Source organism: Brachybacterium sp. AOP24-D1-21 (assembly GCF_052378665.1).
In the GTDB taxonomy this organism is placed as follows: Bacteria; Actinomycetota; Actinomycetes; order Actinomycetales; family Dermabacteraceae; genus Brachybacterium.
The window spans coordinates 574,673-594,924 of sequence record NZ_JBQSXX010000002.1; the positions used below are offsets into that span (position 1 = coordinate 574,673).

The following is a 20,252-nucleotide window of genomic DNA, read 5'->3' on the forward strand; positions in this document are numbered from 1 at the left end:
GTGCAGTGCCGGCGAGCACGCTGGGACCGGAGATCATCACTTTCCGGAACGTGCACTGGCGCCAGGTCCGGGCGATGTTGGACCGCGAGGTCTATACGCGGAATTTCGATCTGGTCGTCTCGGTGCTCGACGGTGCTGGCATCACGTGGTGGTGGGTGGACACCGTCGGCCATCGCGGGCGTCGGGTCGTGGCCGTTCGCGACGAAGACGCTTCCCGCGTCCGTTCGGCATTAGTGGATGCCGCAACACACGCTGAGCACGGTGCTGCGTGGCGCATCACCAACGTACAGGCCAAGGGCCCCCACTTCGCTCTTGCAGGGCACGTGGCGTGGAGTGACGGGCTCGAGGAGTCCGGTGTCTGGCGAGTTGCGGAATGCCTGACCTTCGACGGGCATGACAGAGAGCTGGGCCTCTCCTACGGGTGTGACATCGAGTTCTGGCACCTCGACCCGGCTGATGGTTCTGTCGTGGCACCTCGTGAGAACCGAGCGGCGCGGACGCTCGGCCCGGAGCCAGCGAAAATAGTCACTTCCGAACGGGATGGCCGCGAAGTGCAGCTTCCTCAGATCTTCGACCAGTCGATGCTGGAGGACGTCGAGTTCCCGATCGACGTGATCTACACCTGGGTCGATGGAGGGGACCCGGAGTGGCTTGCACGGAAGGCGCGGGTGACGGCGGACGGCACCGGCCCGGTGCTCCACGCTGAGGCCACCGATCCCGCACGCTTCCGCTCACGTGATGAGCTGATGTACTCGCTGCGATCGATCGATGACTTCGCGCCGTGGGTACGACACATCTATCTGGTCACTGATCTCCAGGTGCCGCGGTGGCTCGACGTCGACAATCCGCTGATGACGATCGTGGATCACCGGGAGATCTTCCCGGGCGACGGACGTCTGCCGGTGTTCAACTCGAATGCGATCATCAGCAGGCTTCACCACATCGAGGGCCTGAGCGAGCATTTCCTCTATATGAACGACGACGTCATGCTGACGCGGCCCGTCTCACCTCAGCAGTTCTTCACCGGTTCCGGGATCGCGCTCGTCTCTCCGTCCAGCAACCGTCGGCCATTCATCGAGCCGGCCGCGGACCACGAACCGCATCTCAACCTCACAGCGAACATGAGGCGCCTGATGCAGGACGCCACGGGACGGACGATCTCCCGCGCCATCAAGCACACGCCGCACCCCATGCTCCGCAGCGTTCTCTTCGAGCTGGAGGAGCTCTTCGCAGAGGCCTATGACGGCTCTTCGCGGTTCGTGGTGAATGATCCTGCTGGGGCGGGTATTCACGCTACGGTTTTCGCGGCGCTGGTCAGCAGGATACGCATCCGGTAGTTCTCGGCGTTGCGGAAGCCGCGGCCAGTGCGTTTGATGTTCTTGATGCCGGTATTCGCGGCCTCGACTCGAGCGGTGGTCGCGCCGGTGACGATGAGGACCTCGATCGCGTCCCACCAGGTCACGACGGTGTCGTAGAGCTTGGTCGCCTCGGGCATATTCGCGATCTGCACGAAGTAGCCCATCCGCATCCGTTCCTCCCAGGCCTGAGCCAGGGTGTCGGTCGCCAATAGGCGGCGGAGCTGCTCCTTGATGCCCCAGGCGGCGGAGAGCTCGTCGGTGGGGTCATCGGTGCGGAACACCGTCTCCAACCGCTCCCAGGCCCGTGGAGTGAGGGTGTCAGCGCCGCGTAGCAAAAGCATCCGGTGGGCCCAGGCCGGGTCGTCCTTGCGGCCGCGACGACCGCGATGGGTGCGGGCTAGGCGTTGACGGACGGTGGTGACCATGTCGTTTCCGAGCTTGACGAGGTGGAACTTGTCGACCGAGACCGCAGCGCGGGGCAGGTAGGTCCGCAGTGCTTTGCGGAACGCGGCCGAGGGATCGATGGCGACGATCTCGATCCGCTCCCGCCAGAGCTCGGAGCGCTGGGCGAGCCAGTCGCCGACGGCGGTGGAGTCCCGGCCGTCGACGATACCGAGGACCTGCCCGGTGGAGAGGTCGACCAGGGTCGTCATCCAGGGCTCGAACCGTCTCCAGGCACCGTCGTCGGTGCGGAACCAGCGCACCGACCGGTAGCGGTGCTCATCGATGCCCAGGCACGTCACTGACACGTCCTCGGCGGTGGGCAGGACCACGGCGGCAGCCGCCAGCGCGGCCTGGACCAGCCACCACGAGACGCCATGGGTCCGGGCGACTTCCGAGGCTGCCCGGCCAGAGGTGATCACCGCGGAGACGATCTGGTTTCGCAGCCGGGTCGTTGAGCGCGCGCGGTGCGGGACCTGGTCGGTGGCTTCCCAGAACGTGCGCCGGGCGCAGGCCGGCTCGAGGCAGAACCAGCGTCGCTTGGCCCACACCACCGCCATCGCCCCGGCCACGGGGACGTCCCGGACGTGCTGGGACCGGCGGGAGTGGACCTTGGTCGCGAGCACTCCGCACGACGGACATCCGGGCGGGACGGTCGAGGCGATCACCACTCGACGGCCTCCGTCGGGCAGGTCGATCGCGTCGATGACGTGGTAGTCGGGCAGGTTGAAGATCGTGCTCGCAGCATCTCGCTGCGAACCAGTATTCTCGTGCACAGGCTCGTGGTCCTCTGGAATGTGGATGTCTAGACAACACCCATCACAGCAGGACCACGGGCCGTTCTACGCCAGCGACGCGACGCTCTCCTTCACCACCAACCGCGAAGAGCCCCTATGACTCCACGACGAAGTCTAGGTTCCGGCATCACGACGACATCGTCGCCGATCAGCTGCACCACTATTACGCACAGGCGACCGCGCGTGCTGTTCCGGGCAGTCTTGGGTACACCTATCTGAACGTCCTCGACGATTCCTTCCGCCCGGTCTTCAACGGGTTCGCGAAGAAGCGTGACCGAGACGCGATGTGCGTGAATGATGCTCCCGTCCCCGGAGCGACACCGCTCCCCGAGGAGTTCGTCAGGTCCTTCCTGGACGACTTCTATCCCGCGCCTTCCCAATTCGAGCGAGTACCGGAGGACGGGTCTCTCTGACTCGGAGCGCTTCGCTGATCTAGATGAAAAGGAACACATCTGTGGGAGACTTCTGCGTCTCAGCGCCCCGTGCCGCGATCGTGATCCCGATTTTCAACGTCGAAGACTATCTCGCTGAATGTCTGGACAGTGTGGTGGAGCAGAGCGTCTTCGATGAGCTCCAGGTCGTGCTCGTCGAGGACGGCAGCTCGGACAGGAGCCAGGAGATCGCCGAAGAGTACGTCTCGCGTCACCCCAATATGCAGCTCATCGTGCCGCCGCACGGTGGGCTGGGCGCGGCGCGCAACAATGGGATGCGTGAGGTGACTGCGCCGTTCGTCGGCTTCCTGGATTCCGACGATGTCCTCCCCCCGGACGCATATGAGAAGCTCCTCGCCCCTCTCGAGGCTGACCCGGAGCTGGACGTCTCGATCGGCGACATGCGCTCCTTCCCCAAGGTGACGCAGTTCTTCTGGGGGCGAGCTTTCGCCAAGGGCGCTCGACAGCTCGACTCGGTCGCCGAGGTTCCGGAGCTGATCCACTCCGCCTCCGCCTGCAACAAGCTCTTCCGGGTCGACACGCTTCGGCGACGCGGGGACAGATTCCCCGAAGGCGTCCATTTCGAAGACGCCTGGGTGATCGTCCCGTATCTCCTGGAGGCGAAGTCGATCGCGATCGTCGACGGCGTCGTCTACCTCTATCGCAAGCGTGAGGTGAAGGGGTCGATCATGGATTCCCTCTTCACGCGGCCGCAGAACTACTGGGATTATCTCCTGCTGGTCGAGCACCTCCGCGGCAAAGCAGATGGCTATATGGCCGCAGAGCGTGCGCTCGTTCACGCGTTCATCGTGCGGGGATTCCAGGGCTTCCTGTCCAGGGCTGATTCCCATATGGACGCTGCGGATCTCGCAGAGTTCTACGAGCGCGCTTATCGTGCTGTGAGCGGGATGTCCCCGCGCTCGATCGTCCGAAACGTCGTTGACGTCCCTCATAAGGTGACATTCGGCCGTCTCCTCCTGAGGGGGGCGAGCGGTGAGTTCTCGCCCGCCGAGGGTGATGGACCGCGACTCGGTATCGCTGGTTCGGTGCCGCATCTCGGCTCGGTGGATCTCGGGCAGGCTGACGAGATCCTCTGCTCCAAGGGCTTCTCGGTCTCCCTGGAGGGAGTCTCACGACGACCGGGCTCACTCGTCCTCGAGGGGCGGATCACGGCGCGCGGCATCCCGATCGACCGGAAGCCGGATATCGAGATGTCGCTCGGGCTCGGCAGGAGGAGGTTCCCCGCCGAGTGGCTGCAGCGACCCGATCGGCCTGCGTCGGATGGCAGCTGGTCTGCGTTCAGGGCCGTGGTGCCTCTGGCCCGTTGGCCCCGGGGCGAGTACTTCCCACGGCTCCACCTCGAGACCCCTGAGGGATCAGCTGATCCCAGGATGATGAAGACCGTGGCGCTCTTCCGCAATGTGCGACCGATCGAGCACGAGGGGAGCGCGTACAGGGTCGGGACGAACGACAAGAATCAGGTCTGCGTTCGAAAGTCGCCAGCCAGCCGCTCTGCCGCCCGTCGCTCGTTCGCCACCGCACTCGGTGATCTCCGAGATCGTTCGGGATTCGGCAGATTGCGGCTGCTCGCTCGTGTGCTGCGGAAGCTGGAGAACAAGCCCACCTGGCTCATCGGTGAACGCTGGGACACAGCCCAGGACAATGGCGCCGCGCTGTTCAAGCATCTTGCGGCAGATGAACGTGCTGGAGTGCGGCCGGTCTACGTGATCGAGAGGAACTCGCCGGAATTCGCGTCCATGTCGCGGGCGGGCAAAGTCGTCGCGCACGGCTCTTGGCGGCACAAGCTGGAGCTGTGTCGAGCGAGTCTCCTCATCTCGGCATTCGACGTGGACACCTATATCCTTCCTCGGGACTGGGGGAAGGTCGAGTTCCTCGAGCACTTCCACTATCCGCTCGGTGGGCGCAGGGTTTTCCTGGGGCATGGCGTCTCGTATCGGACATCGCGAATCGGCTCGCTGCACAGGCTGATGTTGGGCTACGACCTCGTCGTCGCCTCCTCGGTCGGTGAGCGCGACTTCTTCGCGAAGGAGCTGTCCTACGGGCGTCGTGCGGTGAGCACGGGACTGCCTCGTTTCGACACGCTCACGCGGATGCGCAGTGACCGACGGCGCATGATCCTCTTCGCGCCGACCTGGCGGCAAGGGCTCGTCGTGCCGTCCTACCGATCAATGGGGGCGGCAGAGGACCGCGGGGAATTCATGGCGTCGCAGTACTTCAGAACGGTCCGTTCCATCCTCGAATCGCCCCGCGTCGCCGAGTTCCTGGAGGACGCGGGCGCGGAGTTGCGCTTCTTGCCTCATTACGAAGCGGCCGAGTTCTTCACGCAGAACATCAGCTTCACGGACCGGGTGAAGATGGCCGATCTGCGTGAGCATTCGTTCCAGGAATGGCTGCGTCTGTGCGACGCGTACGTCACGGACTTCTCCTCGTCGTTCTTCGACGTGGCGTTCATGCGTACTCCCATCGTGTACCTCGATGACCCGAACGATCCTGACGCGGACCTGGAACGTTCGGGCAGCTTCTTCGACGCGGAGACCGACGGGTTCGGTCCGATCGTGGAGGGCGAGGACGGTCTTGTGAACGCGTTGGCTCGGATCGCTGAGAACGGATTCGAGATGGAGCCGGAGTATCACGAGCGCGTGGAGGTCTTCTTCGAAGGGGTCCCGCTCGGCTCGAGCACGAAGAGTGTCGTGGAGGCGATCAAGGCGATATGAGCCGAGCTGCCGGAGCCGGCGCGCGCCGGTCCGGTACTGCGCCGCTGCCGAGTGTGAATGCGTCGAGCACCGAAGATGGAGGTCGTCTCGCATCCTGACAGGCATGACCGCATGGCGGACAGCGGTTTAAGCGGCTCTTCGCGGTTGGTGGTGAAGGAGAGCGTCGCGTCGCTGGCGTAGAACGGCCCGTGGTCCTGCTGTGATGGGTGTTGTCTAGACATCCACATTCCAGAGGACCACGAGCCTGTGCACGAGAATACTGGTTCACAGCGAGATGCTGCGAGCACGATCTTCAACCTGCCCGACTACCACGTCATCGACGCGATCGACCTGCCCGACGGAGGCCGTCGAGTGGTGATCGCCTCGACCGTCCCGCCCGGATGTCCGTCGTGCGGAGTGCTCGCGACCAAGGTCCACTCCCGCCGGTCCCAGCACCTCCGGGACGTCCCCGTGGCCGGGGCGATGGCGGTGGTGTGGGCCAAGCGACGCTGGTTCTGCCTCGAGCCGGCCTGCGCCCGGCGCACGTTCTGGGAAGCCACCGACCAGGTCCCGCACCGCGCGCGCTCAACGACCCGGCTGCGAAACCAGATCGTCTCCGCGGTGATCACCTCTGGCCGGGCAGCCTCGGAAGTCGCCCGGACCCATGGCGTCTCGTGGTGGCTGGTCCAGGCCGCGCTGGCGGCTGCCGCCGTGGTCCTGCCCACCGCCGAGGACGTGTCAGTGACGTGCCTGGGCATCGATGAGCACCGCTACCGGTCGGTGCGCTGGTTCCGCACCGACGACGGTGCCTGGAGACGGTTCGAGCCCTGGATGACGACCCTGGTCGACCTCTCCACCGGGCAGGTCCTCGGTATCGTCGACGGCCGGGACTCCACCGCCGTCGGCGACTGGCTCGCCCAGCGCTCCAAGCTCTGGCGGGAGCGGATCGAGATCGTCGCCATCGATCCCTCGGCCGCGTTCCGCAAAGCACTGCGGACCTACCTGCCCCGCGCTGCAGTCTCGGTCGACAAGTTCCACCTCGTCAAGCTCGGAAACGACATGGTCACCACCGTCCGTCAACGCCTAGCCCGTACCCATCGCGGTCGTCGCGGCCGCAAGGACGACCCGGCCTGGGCCCACCGGATGCTTTTGCTACGCGGCGCTGACACCCTCACTCCACGGGCCTGGGAGCGGTTGGAGACGGTGTTCCGCACCGATGACCCCACCGACGAGCTCTCCGCCGCCTGGGGCATCAAGGAGCAGCTCCGCCGCCTATTGGGGCTCTTCGCGGTTCGTGGTGAATGACCCTGCTGTGGCGGGTATTCACGCTACGGTTCTCGCGGCGCTGGTGAGCAGGATACGCGTCCGGTAGTTCTCCGCGTTGCGGAATCCGCGGCCGGTGCGTTTGATGTTCTTGATGCCGGTGTTGCCCGCTTCGACCTTCGCGGTGGTTGCGCCGGTGACGATGAGGACCTCGATGGCGTCCCACCAGGTCACGACGGTGTCGTAGAGCTTCGTGGCCTCGGGCATGTTCGCGATCTGGACGAAGTAGCCCATCCGCATCCGCTCCTGCCAGGCCTGGGCGAGAGTGTCGGTGGCCAGCAGGCGTCGGAGCTGCTCCTTGATGCCCCAGGAGGCCGAGAGCTCGTCGGTGGGGTCGTCGGTGCGGAACACCCTCTCCAACCGCTCCCACGCCCTCGGGGTCAGGGTGTCGCCGCCGCGCAGCAGCAGCATCCGGTGGGCCCAGGCCGGGTCGTCCTTGCGGCCCCGACGACCGCGATGGGTGCGGGCCAGGCGCTGCCTGACGGTGGTGACCATGTCGTTCCCGAGCTTGACCAGGTGGAACTTGTCGACCGAGACCGCGGCGCGAGGCAGCCAGGTCCGCAGCGCCTTGCGGAACGCGGCCGAGGGATCGATCGCGACGATCTCGATCCGCTCCCGCCACTGCTCAGAGCGCTGCGCGAGCCAATCCCCGACGGCCCTGGAGTCCCTGCCGTCGACGATGCCGAGGACCTGCCCGGTGGCCAGGTCGACCAGCGTCGTCATCCACGGCTCGAACCGTCTCCAAGCGCCCTCGTCGGTGCGGAACCAGCGCACTGACCGGTAGCGGTGCTCATCGACCCCCAGACGCCTGACCCGCACGTCGTCGACGTCAGGCAGGACCACTGCGGCGGCGCTGAGGGCGGCCTGGACCAGCCACCACGAGACGCCGTGGGCCCGGGCCACCTCGGAGGCTGCACGGCCGGAACGGATCACGGCAGAGACGACCTGGTCCCGCAGTCGGGTCGTCGAGCGTGCGTATCGCGGGATCTGCTCGGTGGCCTCGGCGAACGTGCCCCGGGCACAGGCCGGCTCCAGACAGAACCAGCGCCGCTTGGCCCACACCACCACCGCTGCGCCAGCGACGGGAACGTCCCGGACCTGCTGTGACCGGCGGGAATGGACCTTCGTCGCCAGCACGCCGCAGGACGGACAGCCCGGCGGGACGGTCGAGGCGATCACCACCCGCCGGCCCCCGTCGGGCAGGTCGACGGCATCGATGACGCGGTAATTGGGCAAGTTGAAGATCGTGCTCGCAGCATCACGCTGCGAACCAGTACTCTCGTGCACAGGCTCGTGGTCCTCTGAGATTCGGATGTCTTGACAACACCCATCACAGCAGGACCACGAGCCGTTCTACGTCAACGACGCGACGCTCCCCATCACCACGAACCGGGAAGAGCCCCTATTGGCGACCGACACCCTGGCTCAGGCCTGGGAGGAACGGATGCGGATGGGCTACTTCGTGCAGATCGCGAATATGCCCGAGGCGACCAAGCTCTACGACACCGTCGTGACCTGGTGGGACGCGATCGAGGTCCTCATCGTCACCGGCGCGACCACCGCTCGAGTCGAGGCCGCGAATACCGGCATCAAGAACATCAAACGCACTGGCCGCGGCTTCCGCAACGCCGAGAACTACCGGATGCGTATCCTGCTGACCAGCGCCGCGAGAACCGTAGCGTGAATACCCGCTACAGCAGGGTCATTCACCATGAACCGCGAAGAGCCGTTTAAGCTGTCCCGGTACCCGTCGCCCCCGAGGATGCGTGCGACGACAACCATCCTTACCGGAGGAGTTCCCGTGACGCGTCCCGTCGTGCTCATCGCAGAAGAGCTGTCGCCCGCGACCGTCGAGGTCCTGGGGCCCGACATCGAGGTCAGGAATGTGGACGGCACCGACCGCCCCGCCCTGCTGGCGGCGGTCCAGGAGGCCGACGCCCTGATGGTCCGCTCCGCGACCCAGGTCGATGCCGAGGTCTACGCCGCGGCGAAGCAGCTGAAGGTCGTCGCGCGAGCCGGTGTGGGCCTGGACAATGTTGACGTGCCCGCCGCCACCAGCGCGGGCGTCATGGTCATCAACGCTCCGACCTCGAACATCACCTCCGCCGCCGAGCTCGCCGTCGCGCTGATCCTGGCCTCGATGCGCAATCTGGGTCGCGCCGACGCCTCGGTGAAGGCCGGGAAGTGGGAGCGCAAGCAGCTCACCGGCGTCGAGCTGCTGGGCAAGACGGTGGGTGTGGTGGGCTTCGGCCGCATCGGCCAGCTAGTCGCTGAACGGCTGCGCCCCTTCGGTGTGAACCTGCTGGCCTACGACCCCTACGTCAACCATGCCCGGGCCGCCGAGCTCGGGGCTCGCGTGGTCGAGCTCGACGAGCTGATGGGCGAGGCGGACGTCGTCACCGTCCACATGCCGAAGACGCCCGAGACCACCGGCCTGATCGGCGCCGAGCAGTTCGCGCTCGCCAAGCCCTCCCTGCACGTGGTCAACGCCGCCCGTGGTGGTCTGATCGACGAGGAGGCGCTGTTCGACGCGCTCAGCAGCGGCCGCATCGCCGGTGCAGCACTGGACGTGTACACCTCCGAGCCCCCGTCGGCCTCCGAGACCGCGAAGCGTCTGCTCGAGCTCGACACCGTCACCCTCACCCCGCACCTGGGCGCCTCGACCGTCGAGGCCCAGGAGAAGGCCGGCGTCGCCGTCGCGAAGTCCGTGCGCCTGGCCCTGGCCGGCGAGCTGGTCCCCGACGCGGTCAACGTCGCCGGTGGCGCGATCGACGACCTGGTGCGTCCGGGCGTCGCCCTCGCCGACCGGCTCGGCCAGCTGTTCACAGCCCTCGCCGGGGAGGCTCCCGAGCTGCTCGATATCGAAGTGCACGGCGAGATCGCCACCCACGACGTCACCGCTCTGAAGCTCTCCGCCCTGCGCGGAGTGTTCCGCTCCGTGGTCACCGAGCAGGTCAGCTACGTCAACGCACCCGTCCTCGCCGAGGAGCGCGGCATCACCGTGAAGCTGGTCACCGACGAGAACTCCGAGCGCTTCCGCAACGTGGTCACCCTGCGCGGCACCCTGCGCGACAGCTCCGTCGTCACGGTCTCCGGCACCCTCAGCGGCGTCGAGCAGGAGCACAAGCTCACCGAGGTGTTCGGCCATGCGCTGGATGTCGCGATGAGCGACCACCTGCTGATCATCCGCTATGAGGACGGCCCGGGCCTGATCGGCAAGTACGGGCTCCGTCTCGGCGAGGCCGGGATCAACATCGCCGGCATGCAGGTCTCCCGCGCCGGCAGCACCCGCGGCGCCGAGGCGCTGGTGGTCCTGAACCTCGACGAGTCCGTGGACCGCGAGTTCGCCGAGGAGCTCGGCGCCACGATCGACGCACGGTCCATCCACGCCGTCGACCTCGTCTACTGATCGCTTCCCGAAGAACCGGAGTCCTGCCATGAGCACCCCCAGCGCCCCTGCCCTGTCATCCGTCCTGAAGCTCGCCGTCATCGAGGGTGACGGCATCGGCCAGGAGGTCGTCCCCCAGGGACTGCGCGCCCTGCGCGCCGCCCTCGAGCCCGCCGGCGTCAGCGTCGAGACCACCGACTTCGACCTCGGCGCGGGCCGCTGGCATCGCACCGGTGAGACCCTCACCGACGAGGACATGGCGCGGCTGGCGGAGCACGACGCGATCCTGCTGGGTGCCGTCGGCGATCCCGGCGTGCCCTCGGGCGTGCTCGAGCGCGGCCTGCTGCTCAAGCTCCGCTTCGCCTTCGACCACTACGTCAACCTCCGCCCCACCAAGCTCTACCCCGGCGTCGTCTCGCCCCTGGCGGATCCCGGGGAGATGGACTTCGTAGTGGTCCGCGAGGGCACCGAGGGCCCCTACGTCGGCAACGGCGGTTCGCTGCGCACCGGCACGGAGCTCGAGGTCGCCACCGAGGTCTCCCTCAACACCGCCGTCGGTGTCGAGCGCGTGGTGCGCTACGCCTTCGCGCAGGCTGAGGCACGCCGGAAGAAGCTCACGCTGGTCCACAAGCACAACGTGCTGGTCCACGCCGGTCACCTCTACCGCCGCATCGTCGAGCAGGTCGGCGCCGAGCATCCGGAGGTCGAGGTGGACTACGCCCACGTCGATGCGATGATGATCTACCTGGTCACCGATCCGTCCCGCTTCGACGTCATCGTCACCGACAACCTCTTCGGAGATATCGTCACCGACCTCGCGGCTGCCGTCGGCGGCGGGATCGGCATCGCGGCGAGCGGCAACATCAACCCCACCGGTGCCTTCCCCTCGATGTTCGAGCCGGTCCACGGCTCGGCCCCCGACATCGCCGGCAAGGATCTCGCCGACCCCACCGCCACGGTGCTCTCGATCGCGCTGCTCTTGGACCACCTGGGGCATGTCGAGCCGGCCGCCGCCGTGCGTGCCGCGGTCGAGAACGACCTCGCCGCCCGTGCCGGTTCCGAGGAGCTCTCCGCCCGTGGGACTGCGCAGATCGGCGACGACCTGGTCGCCGCGATCTCCGGGCGCTGAGCGCCGGACCCTGACACACTGACACTGCCCCCTGCAACGAGGAGAATCCCGTGAGCGCGCTCGACTTCACCCAGACCAGCACCACTCGCCGCGTCGGCGACGACGAGCGCGCGCAGATCCTCGCCGATCCGGGCTTCGGCCAGCACTACACCGACTTCATGGTGCACGCCCGCTGGACCGCGGACGGTGGCTGGGGCGACGCCGAGGTGGTGCCCTTCGGCCCGCTGCAGCTCTCGCCGGCCGCGGCGGTGCTCCACTACGGCCAGGAGATCTTCGAGGGCCTCAAGGCCTTCCGCCATGCCGACGGCTCGGTGTGGACCTTCCGTCCCGAGGCCAACGCCGAACGCATGCAGCGCTCAGCACGTCGGCTCGCGCTGCCCGAGCTGCCGGTGGAGGACTTCCTGGCCTCGCTGAAAGCCGCCACTGCGGCCGATGAGCCCTGGGTGCCCGAGGCCACCAGCGAGGAGTCGCTGTATCTGCGGCCCTTCATGTTCGCGAGCGAGGAGTTTCTCGGCGTGCGGGCCTCCCGCACGGTCGACTACTACGTGATAGCCTCCCCGGCCGGCCCGTACTTCCCGCGTGGCGTGCAGCCGCTGGTCGTGTGGATCACCGATGAGTACGCGCGCGCCGGAGCCGGCGGCACCGGCGCGGCGAAGTGCGGCGGCAACTACGCCTCCTCGCTGCTGGGCAAGAACGAGGCCGCCGAGCAGGGGGCCGACGAGGTGCTCTTCCTCGATTCCGAGACCCACACCAGCATCGACGAGCTCTCCGGGATGAACGTCTTCGCGATCACCCGGGACGGCCGCCTGCTGACCCCGGCGCTGACCGGCTCGATCCTCGAGGGCGTCACCCGCTCCTCGATCCTGCGCCTCGCGGAGGATCGCGGCCTTACGGTGATCGAGCAGCGCCTGGTGATGAGCGAGGTGCTCGAGCAGCTCGGCAGCGGCGAGATCACCGAGATGTTCGCCTGCGGCACCGCCGCTGTCATCAACCCGATCGGGGAGTTCCGTGCCAACGGCGGTTCCTGGACGGTGGGGGACGGTGGCTCCGGCGAGGTCACGCTGGCCCTGCGCAAGGAGCTCACCGACATCCAGTACGGCCGGATCCCGGACCGTCACAGCTGGCTGACCCGGCTGGTCTGAGCGCACGATGACGATCAGCCCCGCCACGACGCCGATCCAGGCCTTCCACCTCTACGACACGACGCTGCGTGACGGCTCCCAGCAGGAGGGGCTCACCCTCTCGGTCACGGACAAGCTGGCCGTGGCCCGCCATCTCGACGAGCTCGGGGTGACCTACATCGAGGGCGGATGGCCCGGTGCTGTGCCGCGTGACACCGAGTTCTTCGCCCGTGCCGCAGTCGAGCTCGAGCTGCGCACCGCCCGGCTCGCCGCCTTCGGCGCGACCCGCAAGGCCGGGGTCGCAGTGGGGGAGGACCGCCAGGTGGCGGCACTCGTGGACTCGGGCGCCCCGACCATCACCCTGGTCGCGAAGTCGGACCTCCGGCACGTCACCGGCGCCCTGCGCACCACCGCCGAGGAGAACCTCGCGATGGTGCGGGACACGGTGGAGCACCTGGTGGGGCTCGGCCGCGAGGTGTTCGTCGACGCCGAGCACTTCTTCGACGGCTTCCTGCACGACCCCGAGTACACGACCTCCGTGCTGCTCGCCGCCCACGAGGCCGGGGCCGCAGTGATGGTCCTGTGCGACACCAATGGCGGGATGCTCCCGCACCAGGTCACCGAGATCATCGAGGAGCTCCGGGAGCGGCTGGCGGCCGCCGGCGCGCACGACGCCCGACTCGGCGTCCACACCCACAACGACACCGGCTGCGCGGTCGCGAACGCGATCTCCGCGGTGCGCGCCGGGATCACCCACGTCCAGGGCTGCATCAACGGTTACGGTGAACGCACCGGCAACGCCGACCTGGTCACCCTCATGGCCGACCTCCAGCTGAAGATGGGGATGGACCTGGTCCCGGCGAAGAACTTCGCCGAGACCACCCGCATCGCCCACGCGATCGGCGAGATCGTCAACATGCTGGTGAACGCGCGGGCCCCGTACGTCGGCACGAGCGCCTTCGCCCACAAGGCGGGCCTGCATGCGAGCGCGATCAAGGTCGATCCGGATCTCTATCAGCACACCGATCCCCGGACGATCGGCAATGACATGCGCATGATCATCTCCGACATGGCCGGACGCGCCTCCATCGAGCTCAAGGGTCGTGAGCTCGGCTTCGACCTGGCCGACCGCCCGGAGCTGCTCTCCCGCCTGGCCACGACCGTCAAGCAGCGGGAGTCGGTCGGTTACTCCTATGAGGCCGCGGACGCCTCCTTCGAGCTGCTCCTGCTCGACGAGCTCGGGCGGGCACCCAGCTATTCGACCGTGGAGTCCTGGCGGGCCACCTCGCAGCTCGGACGCGATGGCACCCTCGAATCCGAGGCGACCGTGAAGCTGGTCGGTGGAGGCGAGGGCCCCCGCCGCCGCGAGGTCGCGATCGCCGAGGGCAACGGACCCGTCAACGCTCTGGACCTCGCCCTGCGGGCGGCGCTGCGCGAGCACCACCCGGAGATCGACGACTTCGAGCTGCGCGACTTCAAGGTCCGCATCCTCGATGCCCAGCACGGCACGGACGCCACCACCAGGGTGCTGGTGCGCACCTCCGGGCGGGGGCTCGAGTTCCAGACCGTGGGCGTGGGCCCCAACGTCATCGAAGCCTCGTGGGAGGCGATCTACGACGCCTACACCTATGGGCTCTACAAATCAGGGGTCTGATCACGGACTCCATGGTCCGCCTCCGGTTCGAGCGCTACTCTGGGCGCATGACGACCTACTTGCTGACCGCCATCGGAGACGACCGCCCGGGCCTCGTCGCAGCCCTCGCCGCTGCTGTCGACGAGCAGGGAGGCAACTGGGTCGACAGCCAGCTCGCCCTGCTCGCGGGGAAGTTCGCCGGGATCGTGCAGGTGGACCTCCCTGATGAGCGCGTCGGCGCCTTCCTGGAGTCCCTCCCCGCACTCGCCGACGAGGTCGGTCTCGCGGTGGAGGCGACCGCGGGAACGACGGACGGCCCCGCCGGGAGCCCTCACCGGGCGCTGCGCCTGCATCTGCTGGGCCAGGACCGCACCGGGATGGTCCGTGAGGTGACCGCCGCACTGCGCTCGCAGGGCGCCACCATCGACGGGCTGCGGAGCTGGACCCGGGAAGCCCCGGAGGGCGGGGGCATGCTCTTCGAGGCGGAGGCCGAGCTGCGACTGCCCGCCGCGGCCGATGAGGGCGATGTCCGTGAGGCGCTCGAGACGATCGCTGCTGAGCTCATGGTGGATCTGGAGCTCGACGCCGCGGAATGATCGGGCTCTGCCCGCAATTACGTGATGCCAGCATTGCTGAATTCTATTCTCAAGAGTTCGACGAAGGACGCACGCCCATAACATCGGGAAAATGCAGATGATCCTCCGAATCACTGCTTTCCGGGACCGAAGTCCCCTAATGTGATCTTCAGGGTCGAGGACCCTGAACCGGTGCAGAGAAACCCCAGCAGCGAGTCCTCGGAAACTCCTCGACCCATGTATTCGCCCTCGAGCGTGGAGAATCGACGATGACCGCGTCCCCCAGTACCCCCACAGACCCCAGCACCACGGTGCCCCCCGGCGCCTGGCGCGCACTTGCCCTGGTCACGCTCGGTTTCGGCGTGAACTTCTGGGCCTGGGCGCTGCTGAGCCCCCTCGGCCCCGTCTACGTCGAGCGGGGCCTCGCCACCGACGCGTCCCTGATCGTCGCGCTGCCGGTGCTGGTCGGTTCCCTCGGCCGCATCGTGATGGGCGGGCTGACCGACAGGCACGGCGGCCATCTGATGTTCCCGGTGGTCTCGCTGATCACCGTCATTCCGGTGCTCTTCGTCGGGCTCATCGGGCAGTACACCTTCTCGACGTTGCTGCTCGGCGGATTCTTCCTCGGCATCGCCGGGACCACGTTCGCGATCGGCGTGCCCTATGTGAACTCCTGGTTCCCGCCCGCCAAGCGCGGCATGGCCACGGGCCTGTACGGCGTGGGCATGGGCGGCACCGCGATCAGCGCCTTCACCACCGTGCCGCTGGTGAACTCGGTCGGCAACGCCGCCCCGTTCGTGCTGACCGCGGTCGCCCTGGTGCTCTACGCGGTGATCGCCTGGCTGTTCATGCACAACGCACCCACCTGGGAACCCTCGCGCAAGAACATCGTCGCCCAGTCGGTCGCGGTCATGAAGCTCAAGGTGACCTGGCAGGCGTGCTACCTGTACGCCCTGTCCTTCGGCGGCTACGTCGCCTTCTCCGTCTTCCTGCCCACCATGCTGCAGAACTGGTACGGCCTCGAGGCGACCGACGCCTCCTTCCGGATGGCGGGCTTCGTGATCGTCGCCGTGATCATGCGCCCGCTCGGCGGCACCCTCTCGGACCGTCTGGGAGCGGCGAACACGCTGCTGGTCTCCTATATCGCGGTCGCGCTGGCCGCTCTCACCCTTGCCTTCCAGCCCGATCTGATGCCGATCGGCACCGTCGCCTTCATCGTGATGGCCGCCGGCCTCGGCGTCGGCTCCGGTGCGGTGTTCGCGCTGGTCGCGCAGACCAGCGATCCCTCGGTGGTCGGCTCCGTCACGGGCTTCGTCGGCGCCGCCGGCGGTCTGGGCGGCTTCGTGCCCCCGCTGGTGATGGCAGCCATCCATACCGACAGCGGCAGCTACTCACTGGGCATCGTCCTGCTGCTGCTGGCGACCGTCGGCGCCATCGTGGTGACGCTGTTCGTCGCCCGTGGCGCGCGCGCGACCGCCCGGGAGAAGATCTCCGTGTCCTGACCCTCGTCGCCCTTCACCCCACGTCGCCGCACCCCTCGTCGCCGCACCCCTCGTTCCCAGGAGGAGCACCCATGACCATCCAGGACCGTCAGGCACCGAAGAACCGTCCGGCCAAGGCCGCTTCGGTCGACTCCCCGCTGTTCGACGCCCTCATCGGCGCGCGCAAGATGTTCAGCCGCTCGGAGAAGATCAGCGAGGACAACCGTGAGACGCACAAGGTGGGCGGGCGCAGCGGCGACTCCTTCTACCGCGAACGCTGGAGTCACGACAAGGTGGTGCGCTCCACCCACGGCGTGAACTGCACCGGCTCCTGCTCATGGAAGGTCTACGTCAAGGACGGCGTGATCACCTGGGAGTCCCAGGAGACGGACTACCCCTCGGCCGGCCCCGACAAGCCCGAGTACGAGCCGCGCGGCTGCCCCCGCGGCGCCTCCTTCTCCTGGTACACCTATTCACCCACCCGTGTGCGCTACCCCTACGTGCGTTCCGAGCTGCTGCGCATGTATCGGGAGGAGAAGGCGAAGGCACCGGGCCACGACCCGGTCCTGGCCTGGAAGGCGATCGTCTCGGACCCGGAGAAGGCGATGCGCTACAAGCGCGCCCGTGGCAAGGGCGGGCTGGTGCGCGCCTCCTGGGACGAGGCCGTGGAGATGGTCTCCGCCGCCTACGTGCACACCATCAAGGAGTTTGGGCCCGACCGTGCGACCGGCTTCTCGCCGATCCCGGCGATGAGCCAGGTGTCCTTCTCCTCCGGTGCCCGCTTCCACCAGCTCATCGGCGCCTCGATGCTGTCCTTCTACGACTGGTACGCCGATCTGCCGCCGGCCTCCCCGCAGGTGTTCGGCGACCAGACCGACGTGCCGGAGTCCGGTGACTGGTGGGACGCCGCCTACCTCATCATGTGGGGCTCGAACGTTCCGCTGACCCGTACCCCGGACGCCCACTGGATGGTCGAGGCCCGGTACCGCGGCCAGAAGGTCATCTCGGTGGCCCCCGACTACGCCGAGTCCGTGAAGTTCGCCGACGAATGGCTCGCCCCGCATCCCGGCACCGATGCGGCGCTCGCGATGTCGATGGGGCACACCATCCTGCGCGAGTTCTATGTGGACAAGCAGGTCCCCTACTTCGAGTCGTACTCGAAGCAGTACACCGACCTGCCGTTCCTGGTGCAGCTCGAGACCCGCGAGGACGGTTCGGTGGTGCCGGGCAAGTTCCTGGTCGCGAGCGAGGCGGGGGAGCACCGCACCGCCGAGGCGACCACCGAGCATGCGGACTTCAAGCCGATGATGTTCGATACGGTCACCGGCGAGGTGGTGGTGCCCAACGGCACCCTCGGCCACCGCTACTCGGCTGACGGCGAAGGCCGGTGGAACCTCGAGCTGGGCGACCTCGATCCCGCCCTGTCCCTGCTGGGCCATCACGAGGGAATGGCCGAGGTGCTGCTGCCCCGCTTCGACACCGTCGGTCAGGGCGGCCGCGGCGACGTCCCCCGCGGCGTCCCGGTGCGCACCGTCGACGGCCGCACCGTCACCACCGTCTTCGATCTGCTGCTGGCCGAGTACGGCGTGGGCAGGGAAGGACTGCCCGGGCAGTGGGCGGCCGGCCTCGATGACGCCGAGTCGCTGTACACCCCGGCCTGGCAGGAGACCATCACCGGTGTGCCCGGGCAGGCGGCGGCCCGGATCGCTCGGGAGTTCGCCCAGAACGCGATCGACTCCGGCGGCCGCTCGATGATCATCATGGGCGCCGGCACCAACCACTGGTTCCACTCCGACACCATCTACCGCTCCTTCCTCACCCTGACCAACCTCTGCGGCACCCAGGGCGTCAACGGCGGCGGCTGGGCCCATTACGTCGGCCAGGAGAAGGTGCGTCCCCTCACCGGGTGGCTGCACCTCGCCAACGCCCTGGACTGGTCCCGCCCGCCGCGGCAGATGACTCAGACCACCTACTGGTACATGCACACCGACCAGTGGCGCTACGACCGCTTCGGAGCGGACACCCTCGCCGCGACCACCGGAGCAGGGAAGTTCGCGAACACCACCACGGCCGATGCCGTGGCGCTGTCCCAGCGGCTGGGCTGGCAACCGTTCTACCCGCAGTTCGACATCAGTTCCCTGGACGTCGCCGTTCGTGCTGCGGAAGCGGGCGAGGAGACGATCCCGTATCTGGTGGACCAGCTCAAGAGCGGCGGGATCAACTTCGCTGCCGAGGACCCCGACGCTCCGCAGAACCACCCCAAGATCTGGTCCGTCTGGCGGGCGAACACCCTGGGTTCCTCCGCCAAGGGCGACCAGTACTTCTTCCGGCACCTGCTGGGGGTGGACAGCGCCGCCACCGAGGAGGAGACCCCGGAGCACCTGCGCCCGCGCGATGTGAAGTGGAGGGACGAGGCGCCCATCGGCAAGATCGACCTGATGCTCACCCTCGACTTCCGGATGACGAGTCAGACCCTGCACTCCGATGTGGTGCTGCCAGCTGCGACCTGGTACGAGAAGCACGACCTCTCCACCACGGACATGCACCCCTTCATCCACTCCTTCAACCCCGCGATCTCCAACCCCTGGGAATCCCGCACCGACTGGGAGACCTGGGCGACGATCGCGGAGAAGTTCAGCGAGCTGGCCGAGACTCATCTGGGAACCCGCCAGGACGTCGTCGCCTTCCCGCTGCAGCACGACACCCCCGGGGAGCTGGCCACCCCGCACGGTCGGGTCAAGGACTGGAAGTTCGGTGAGTGCGAACCGATCCCGGGGCGCACGATGCCCACCCTGGTGGAGGTGGAGCGGGACTACACCCAGATCCACGCGAAGTACACCTCGATCGGGCCGCTGCTGGAGACGCTCGGGATGACCGCCAAGGGCGTGACCTTCGACGTGAAGCAGTACGTGAACGAGCTCGGGGAGCTCAACGGCCGTCACCGCACCGGCCCTGCCGCGGGCCGTCCCAAGCTCGAGACGGACCTGCAGGCCTGCGAGTTCATCCTGGGGCTGTCCGGAACCACCAACGGGCACATGGCCACTGCGGGATTCAAGACTCTCGAGAAGCGCACCGGCACGAAGCTCCACGACCTCGCCGCGGAGCATGAGGGCAAGCGGATCCACTTCGCGGACACCAAGGCCGCGCCGGTCCCGGTGATCACGAGCCCGGAGTGGTCTGGTTCGGAGACCGGGGGACGCCGCTACAGCCCCTTCACGATCAACGTCGAGCGCAAGAAGCCCTGGCACACCCTCACCGGTCGGCAGCACTACTACCTCGACCACGACTGGATGCTGGAGATGGGGGAGGCGCTGCCGGTGTTCCGGCCCCCGCTGGATATGACCGCCCTGTTCGGAGAGCGGCCGCTGGGCGACAAGGACGAGGCGGGGACCTCGATCTCCGTGCGGTATCTGACCCCGCACAACAAGTGGGCGATCCACTCCATGTACCAGGAGAACTTCTACATGATGAACCTCTCCCGTGGTGGTCAGAACATCTGGATGAGCGTCGAGGACGCCGAGGCCGTCGGGATCACGGACAACGACTGGGTCGAGGCCGTCAACCGCAACGGCGTGGTCGCCGCCCGCGCCGTGGTCAGCCACCGCATGCCCAAGGGCACCGCGTTCATGCATCATGGCCAGGAGCGCACTGTCAACGTGCCGCTGACCGAGCGGGACGGCAAGCGCGGTGGTGTCACGAACTCTCTGACCCGCATCATGCTCAAGCCCTCGCACCTGATCGGTGGGTACGGCCAGCTGTCCTATGCCTTCAACTACTACGGGCCGACGGGGAACCAGCGCGATGAGGTCACGATGATCCGCAAGCGCACCACCCCGGTCGAGTACTGAGCCCCCCTACAAC

At 67.5% G+C, this 20,252-nt stretch carries 12 protein-coding genes and 3 pseudogenes; 13 read left to right on the forward strand and 2 right to left on the reverse strand.

Annotated elements, in window-relative coordinates; genetic code table 11:
• The first annotated feature begins 5 nt into the window (after window positions 1–5).
• A complete protein-coding gene (locus tag ACT3UF_RS17270) occupies window positions 6–1,337 on the forward strand; it encodes a Stealth CR1 domain-containing protein (RefSeq protein WP_444608449.1) in 1,332 nt (443 codons plus the stop codon).
• On the opposite strand, the gene ACT3UF_RS17275 is transcribed toward ACT3UF_RS17270, so the two are convergent.
• Complete coding sequence (locus ACT3UF_RS17275) at window positions 1,289–2,575, reverse strand: ISL3 family transposase (RefSeq protein WP_444607968.1); 1,287 nt, start codon at window positions 2,573–2,575, stop codon at window positions 1,289–1,291. The two genes, ACT3UF_RS17270 and ACT3UF_RS17275, sit on opposite strands and share 49 nt — an antisense overlap.
• 236 nt (window positions 2,576–2,811) lie before the next feature.
• Between ACT3UF_RS17275 and ACT3UF_RS17280 the strand changes: the two genes are divergently transcribed.
• From ACT3UF_RS17280 to ACT3UF_RS17295, 4 genes and pseudogenes are all read left to right on the forward strand, one after another.
• Window positions 2,812–3,009 (forward strand): hypothetical protein, encoded by a 198-nt coding sequence (locus tag ACT3UF_RS17280; RefSeq protein ID WP_444608469.1) that lies wholly within the window; start codon window positions 2,812–2,814, stop codon window positions 3,007–3,009.
• A gap of 23 nt (window positions 3,010–3,032) precedes the next feature.
• Window positions 3,033–3,515 (forward strand): annotated as a pseudogene (locus tag ACT3UF_RS17285) (glycosyltransferase family 2 protein); the annotation flags it as partial.
• A gap of 285 nt (window positions 3,516–3,800) precedes the next feature.
• Window positions 3,801–5,762: a CDP-glycerol glycerophosphotransferase family protein gene (locus ACT3UF_RS17290; protein ID WP_444608470.1), complete on the forward strand. Its 1,962-nt coding sequence runs from the start codon at window positions 3,801–3,803 to the stop codon at window positions 5,760–5,762.
• A gap of 246 nt (window positions 5,763–6,008) precedes the next feature.
• Window positions 6,009–7,019 (forward strand): annotated as a pseudogene (locus ACT3UF_RS17295) (ISL3 family transposase); the annotation flags it as partial.
• A 45-nt stretch (window positions 7,020–7,064) separates the two neighbouring features.
• On the opposite strand, the gene ACT3UF_RS17300 reads toward ACT3UF_RS17295, so the two are convergent.
• Window positions 7,065–8,351: an ISL3 family transposase gene (locus ACT3UF_RS17300; RefSeq protein ID WP_073884858.1), complete on the reverse strand. Its 1,287-nt coding sequence runs from the start codon at window positions 8,349–8,351 to the stop codon at window positions 7,065–7,067.
• A gap of 115 nt (window positions 8,352–8,466) precedes the next feature.
• Here ACT3UF_RS17300 and ACT3UF_RS17305 point away from each other — a divergent pair.
• The 8 genes and pseudogenes from ACT3UF_RS17305 to ACT3UF_RS17340 all read left to right on the forward strand — a co-directional run.
• Window positions 8,467–8,748, forward strand: a pseudogene (locus tag ACT3UF_RS17305) (transposase); the annotation flags it as partial.
• Window positions 8,749–8,865: 117 nt separating this feature from the next.
• Complete coding sequence (gene serA, locus ACT3UF_RS17310; RefSeq protein WP_441446254.1) at window positions 8,866–10,473, forward strand: phosphoglycerate dehydrogenase; 1,608 nt, start codon at window positions 8,866–8,868, stop codon at window positions 10,471–10,473.
• A gap of 28 nt (window positions 10,474–10,501) precedes the next feature.
• Window positions 10,502–11,581, forward strand: a complete 1,080-nt coding sequence (locus tag ACT3UF_RS17315; RefSeq protein ID WP_441446255.1) for a 3-isopropylmalate dehydrogenase — start codon at window positions 10,502–10,504, stop codon at window positions 11,579–11,581.
• A gap of 50 nt (window positions 11,582–11,631) precedes the next feature.
• The gene (locus tag ACT3UF_RS17320) at window positions 11,632–12,723 is read left to right on the forward strand and encodes a branched-chain amino acid aminotransferase (protein ID WP_441446256.1); all 1,092 of its coding nucleotides are present in this window, start codon (window positions 11,632–11,634) and stop codon (window positions 12,721–12,723) included.
• A 7-nt stretch (window positions 12,724–12,730) separates the two neighbouring features.
• Window positions 12,731–14,356, forward strand: coding sequence for a citramalate synthase (gene cimA, locus ACT3UF_RS17325; RefSeq protein WP_444599861.1), 1,626 nt, complete (start codon window positions 12,731–12,733; stop codon window positions 14,354–14,356).
• A gap of 47 nt (window positions 14,357–14,403) precedes the next feature.
• The gene (locus ACT3UF_RS17330; RefSeq protein ID WP_442332907.1) at window positions 14,404–14,931 is read left to right on the forward strand and encodes a glycine cleavage system protein R; all 528 of its coding nucleotides are present in this window, start codon (window positions 14,404–14,406) and stop codon (window positions 14,929–14,931) included.
• 248 nt (window positions 14,932–15,179) lie between these two features.
• Complete coding sequence (locus tag ACT3UF_RS17335) at window positions 15,180–16,412, forward strand: nitrate/nitrite transporter (protein ID WP_444601074.1); 1,233 nt, start codon at window positions 15,180–15,182, stop codon at window positions 16,410–16,412.
• A gap of 71 nt (window positions 16,413–16,483) precedes the next feature.
• Window positions 16,484–20,239, forward strand: a complete 3,756-nt coding sequence (locus ACT3UF_RS17340; protein WP_441445985.1) for a nitrate reductase subunit alpha — start codon at window positions 16,484–16,486, stop codon at window positions 20,237–20,239.
• Window positions 20,240–20,252 lie beyond the last annotated feature (13 nt).

Bases quoted from the DNA above. Each gene is read 5' to 3' on its own strand.
- ACT3UF_RS17340 (WP_441445985.1), top strand. From the start codon at position 16,484: ATGACCATCCAGGACCGTCAGGCACCGAAGAACCGTCCGGCCAAGGCC.
- ACT3UF_RS17335 (WP_444601074.1), top strand. From the start codon at position 15,180: ATGACCGCGTCCCCCAGTACCCCCACAGACCCCAGCACCACGGTGCCC.
- ACT3UF_RS17290 (WP_444608470.1), top strand. From the start codon at position 3,801: ATGGCCGCAGAGCGTGCGCTCGTTCACGCGTTCATCGTGCGGGGATTC.
- ACT3UF_RS17315 (WP_441446255.1), top strand. From the start codon at position 10,502: ATGAGCACCCCCAGCGCCCCTGCCCTGTCATCCGTCCTGAAGCTCGCC.
- cimA (WP_444599861.1), top strand. From the start codon at position 12,731: ATGACGATCAGCCCCGCCACGACGCCGATCCAGGCCTTCCACCTCTAC.
- ACT3UF_RS17330 (WP_442332907.1), top strand. From the start codon at position 14,404: ATGACGACCTACTTGCTGACCGCCATCGGAGACGACCGCCCGGGCCTC.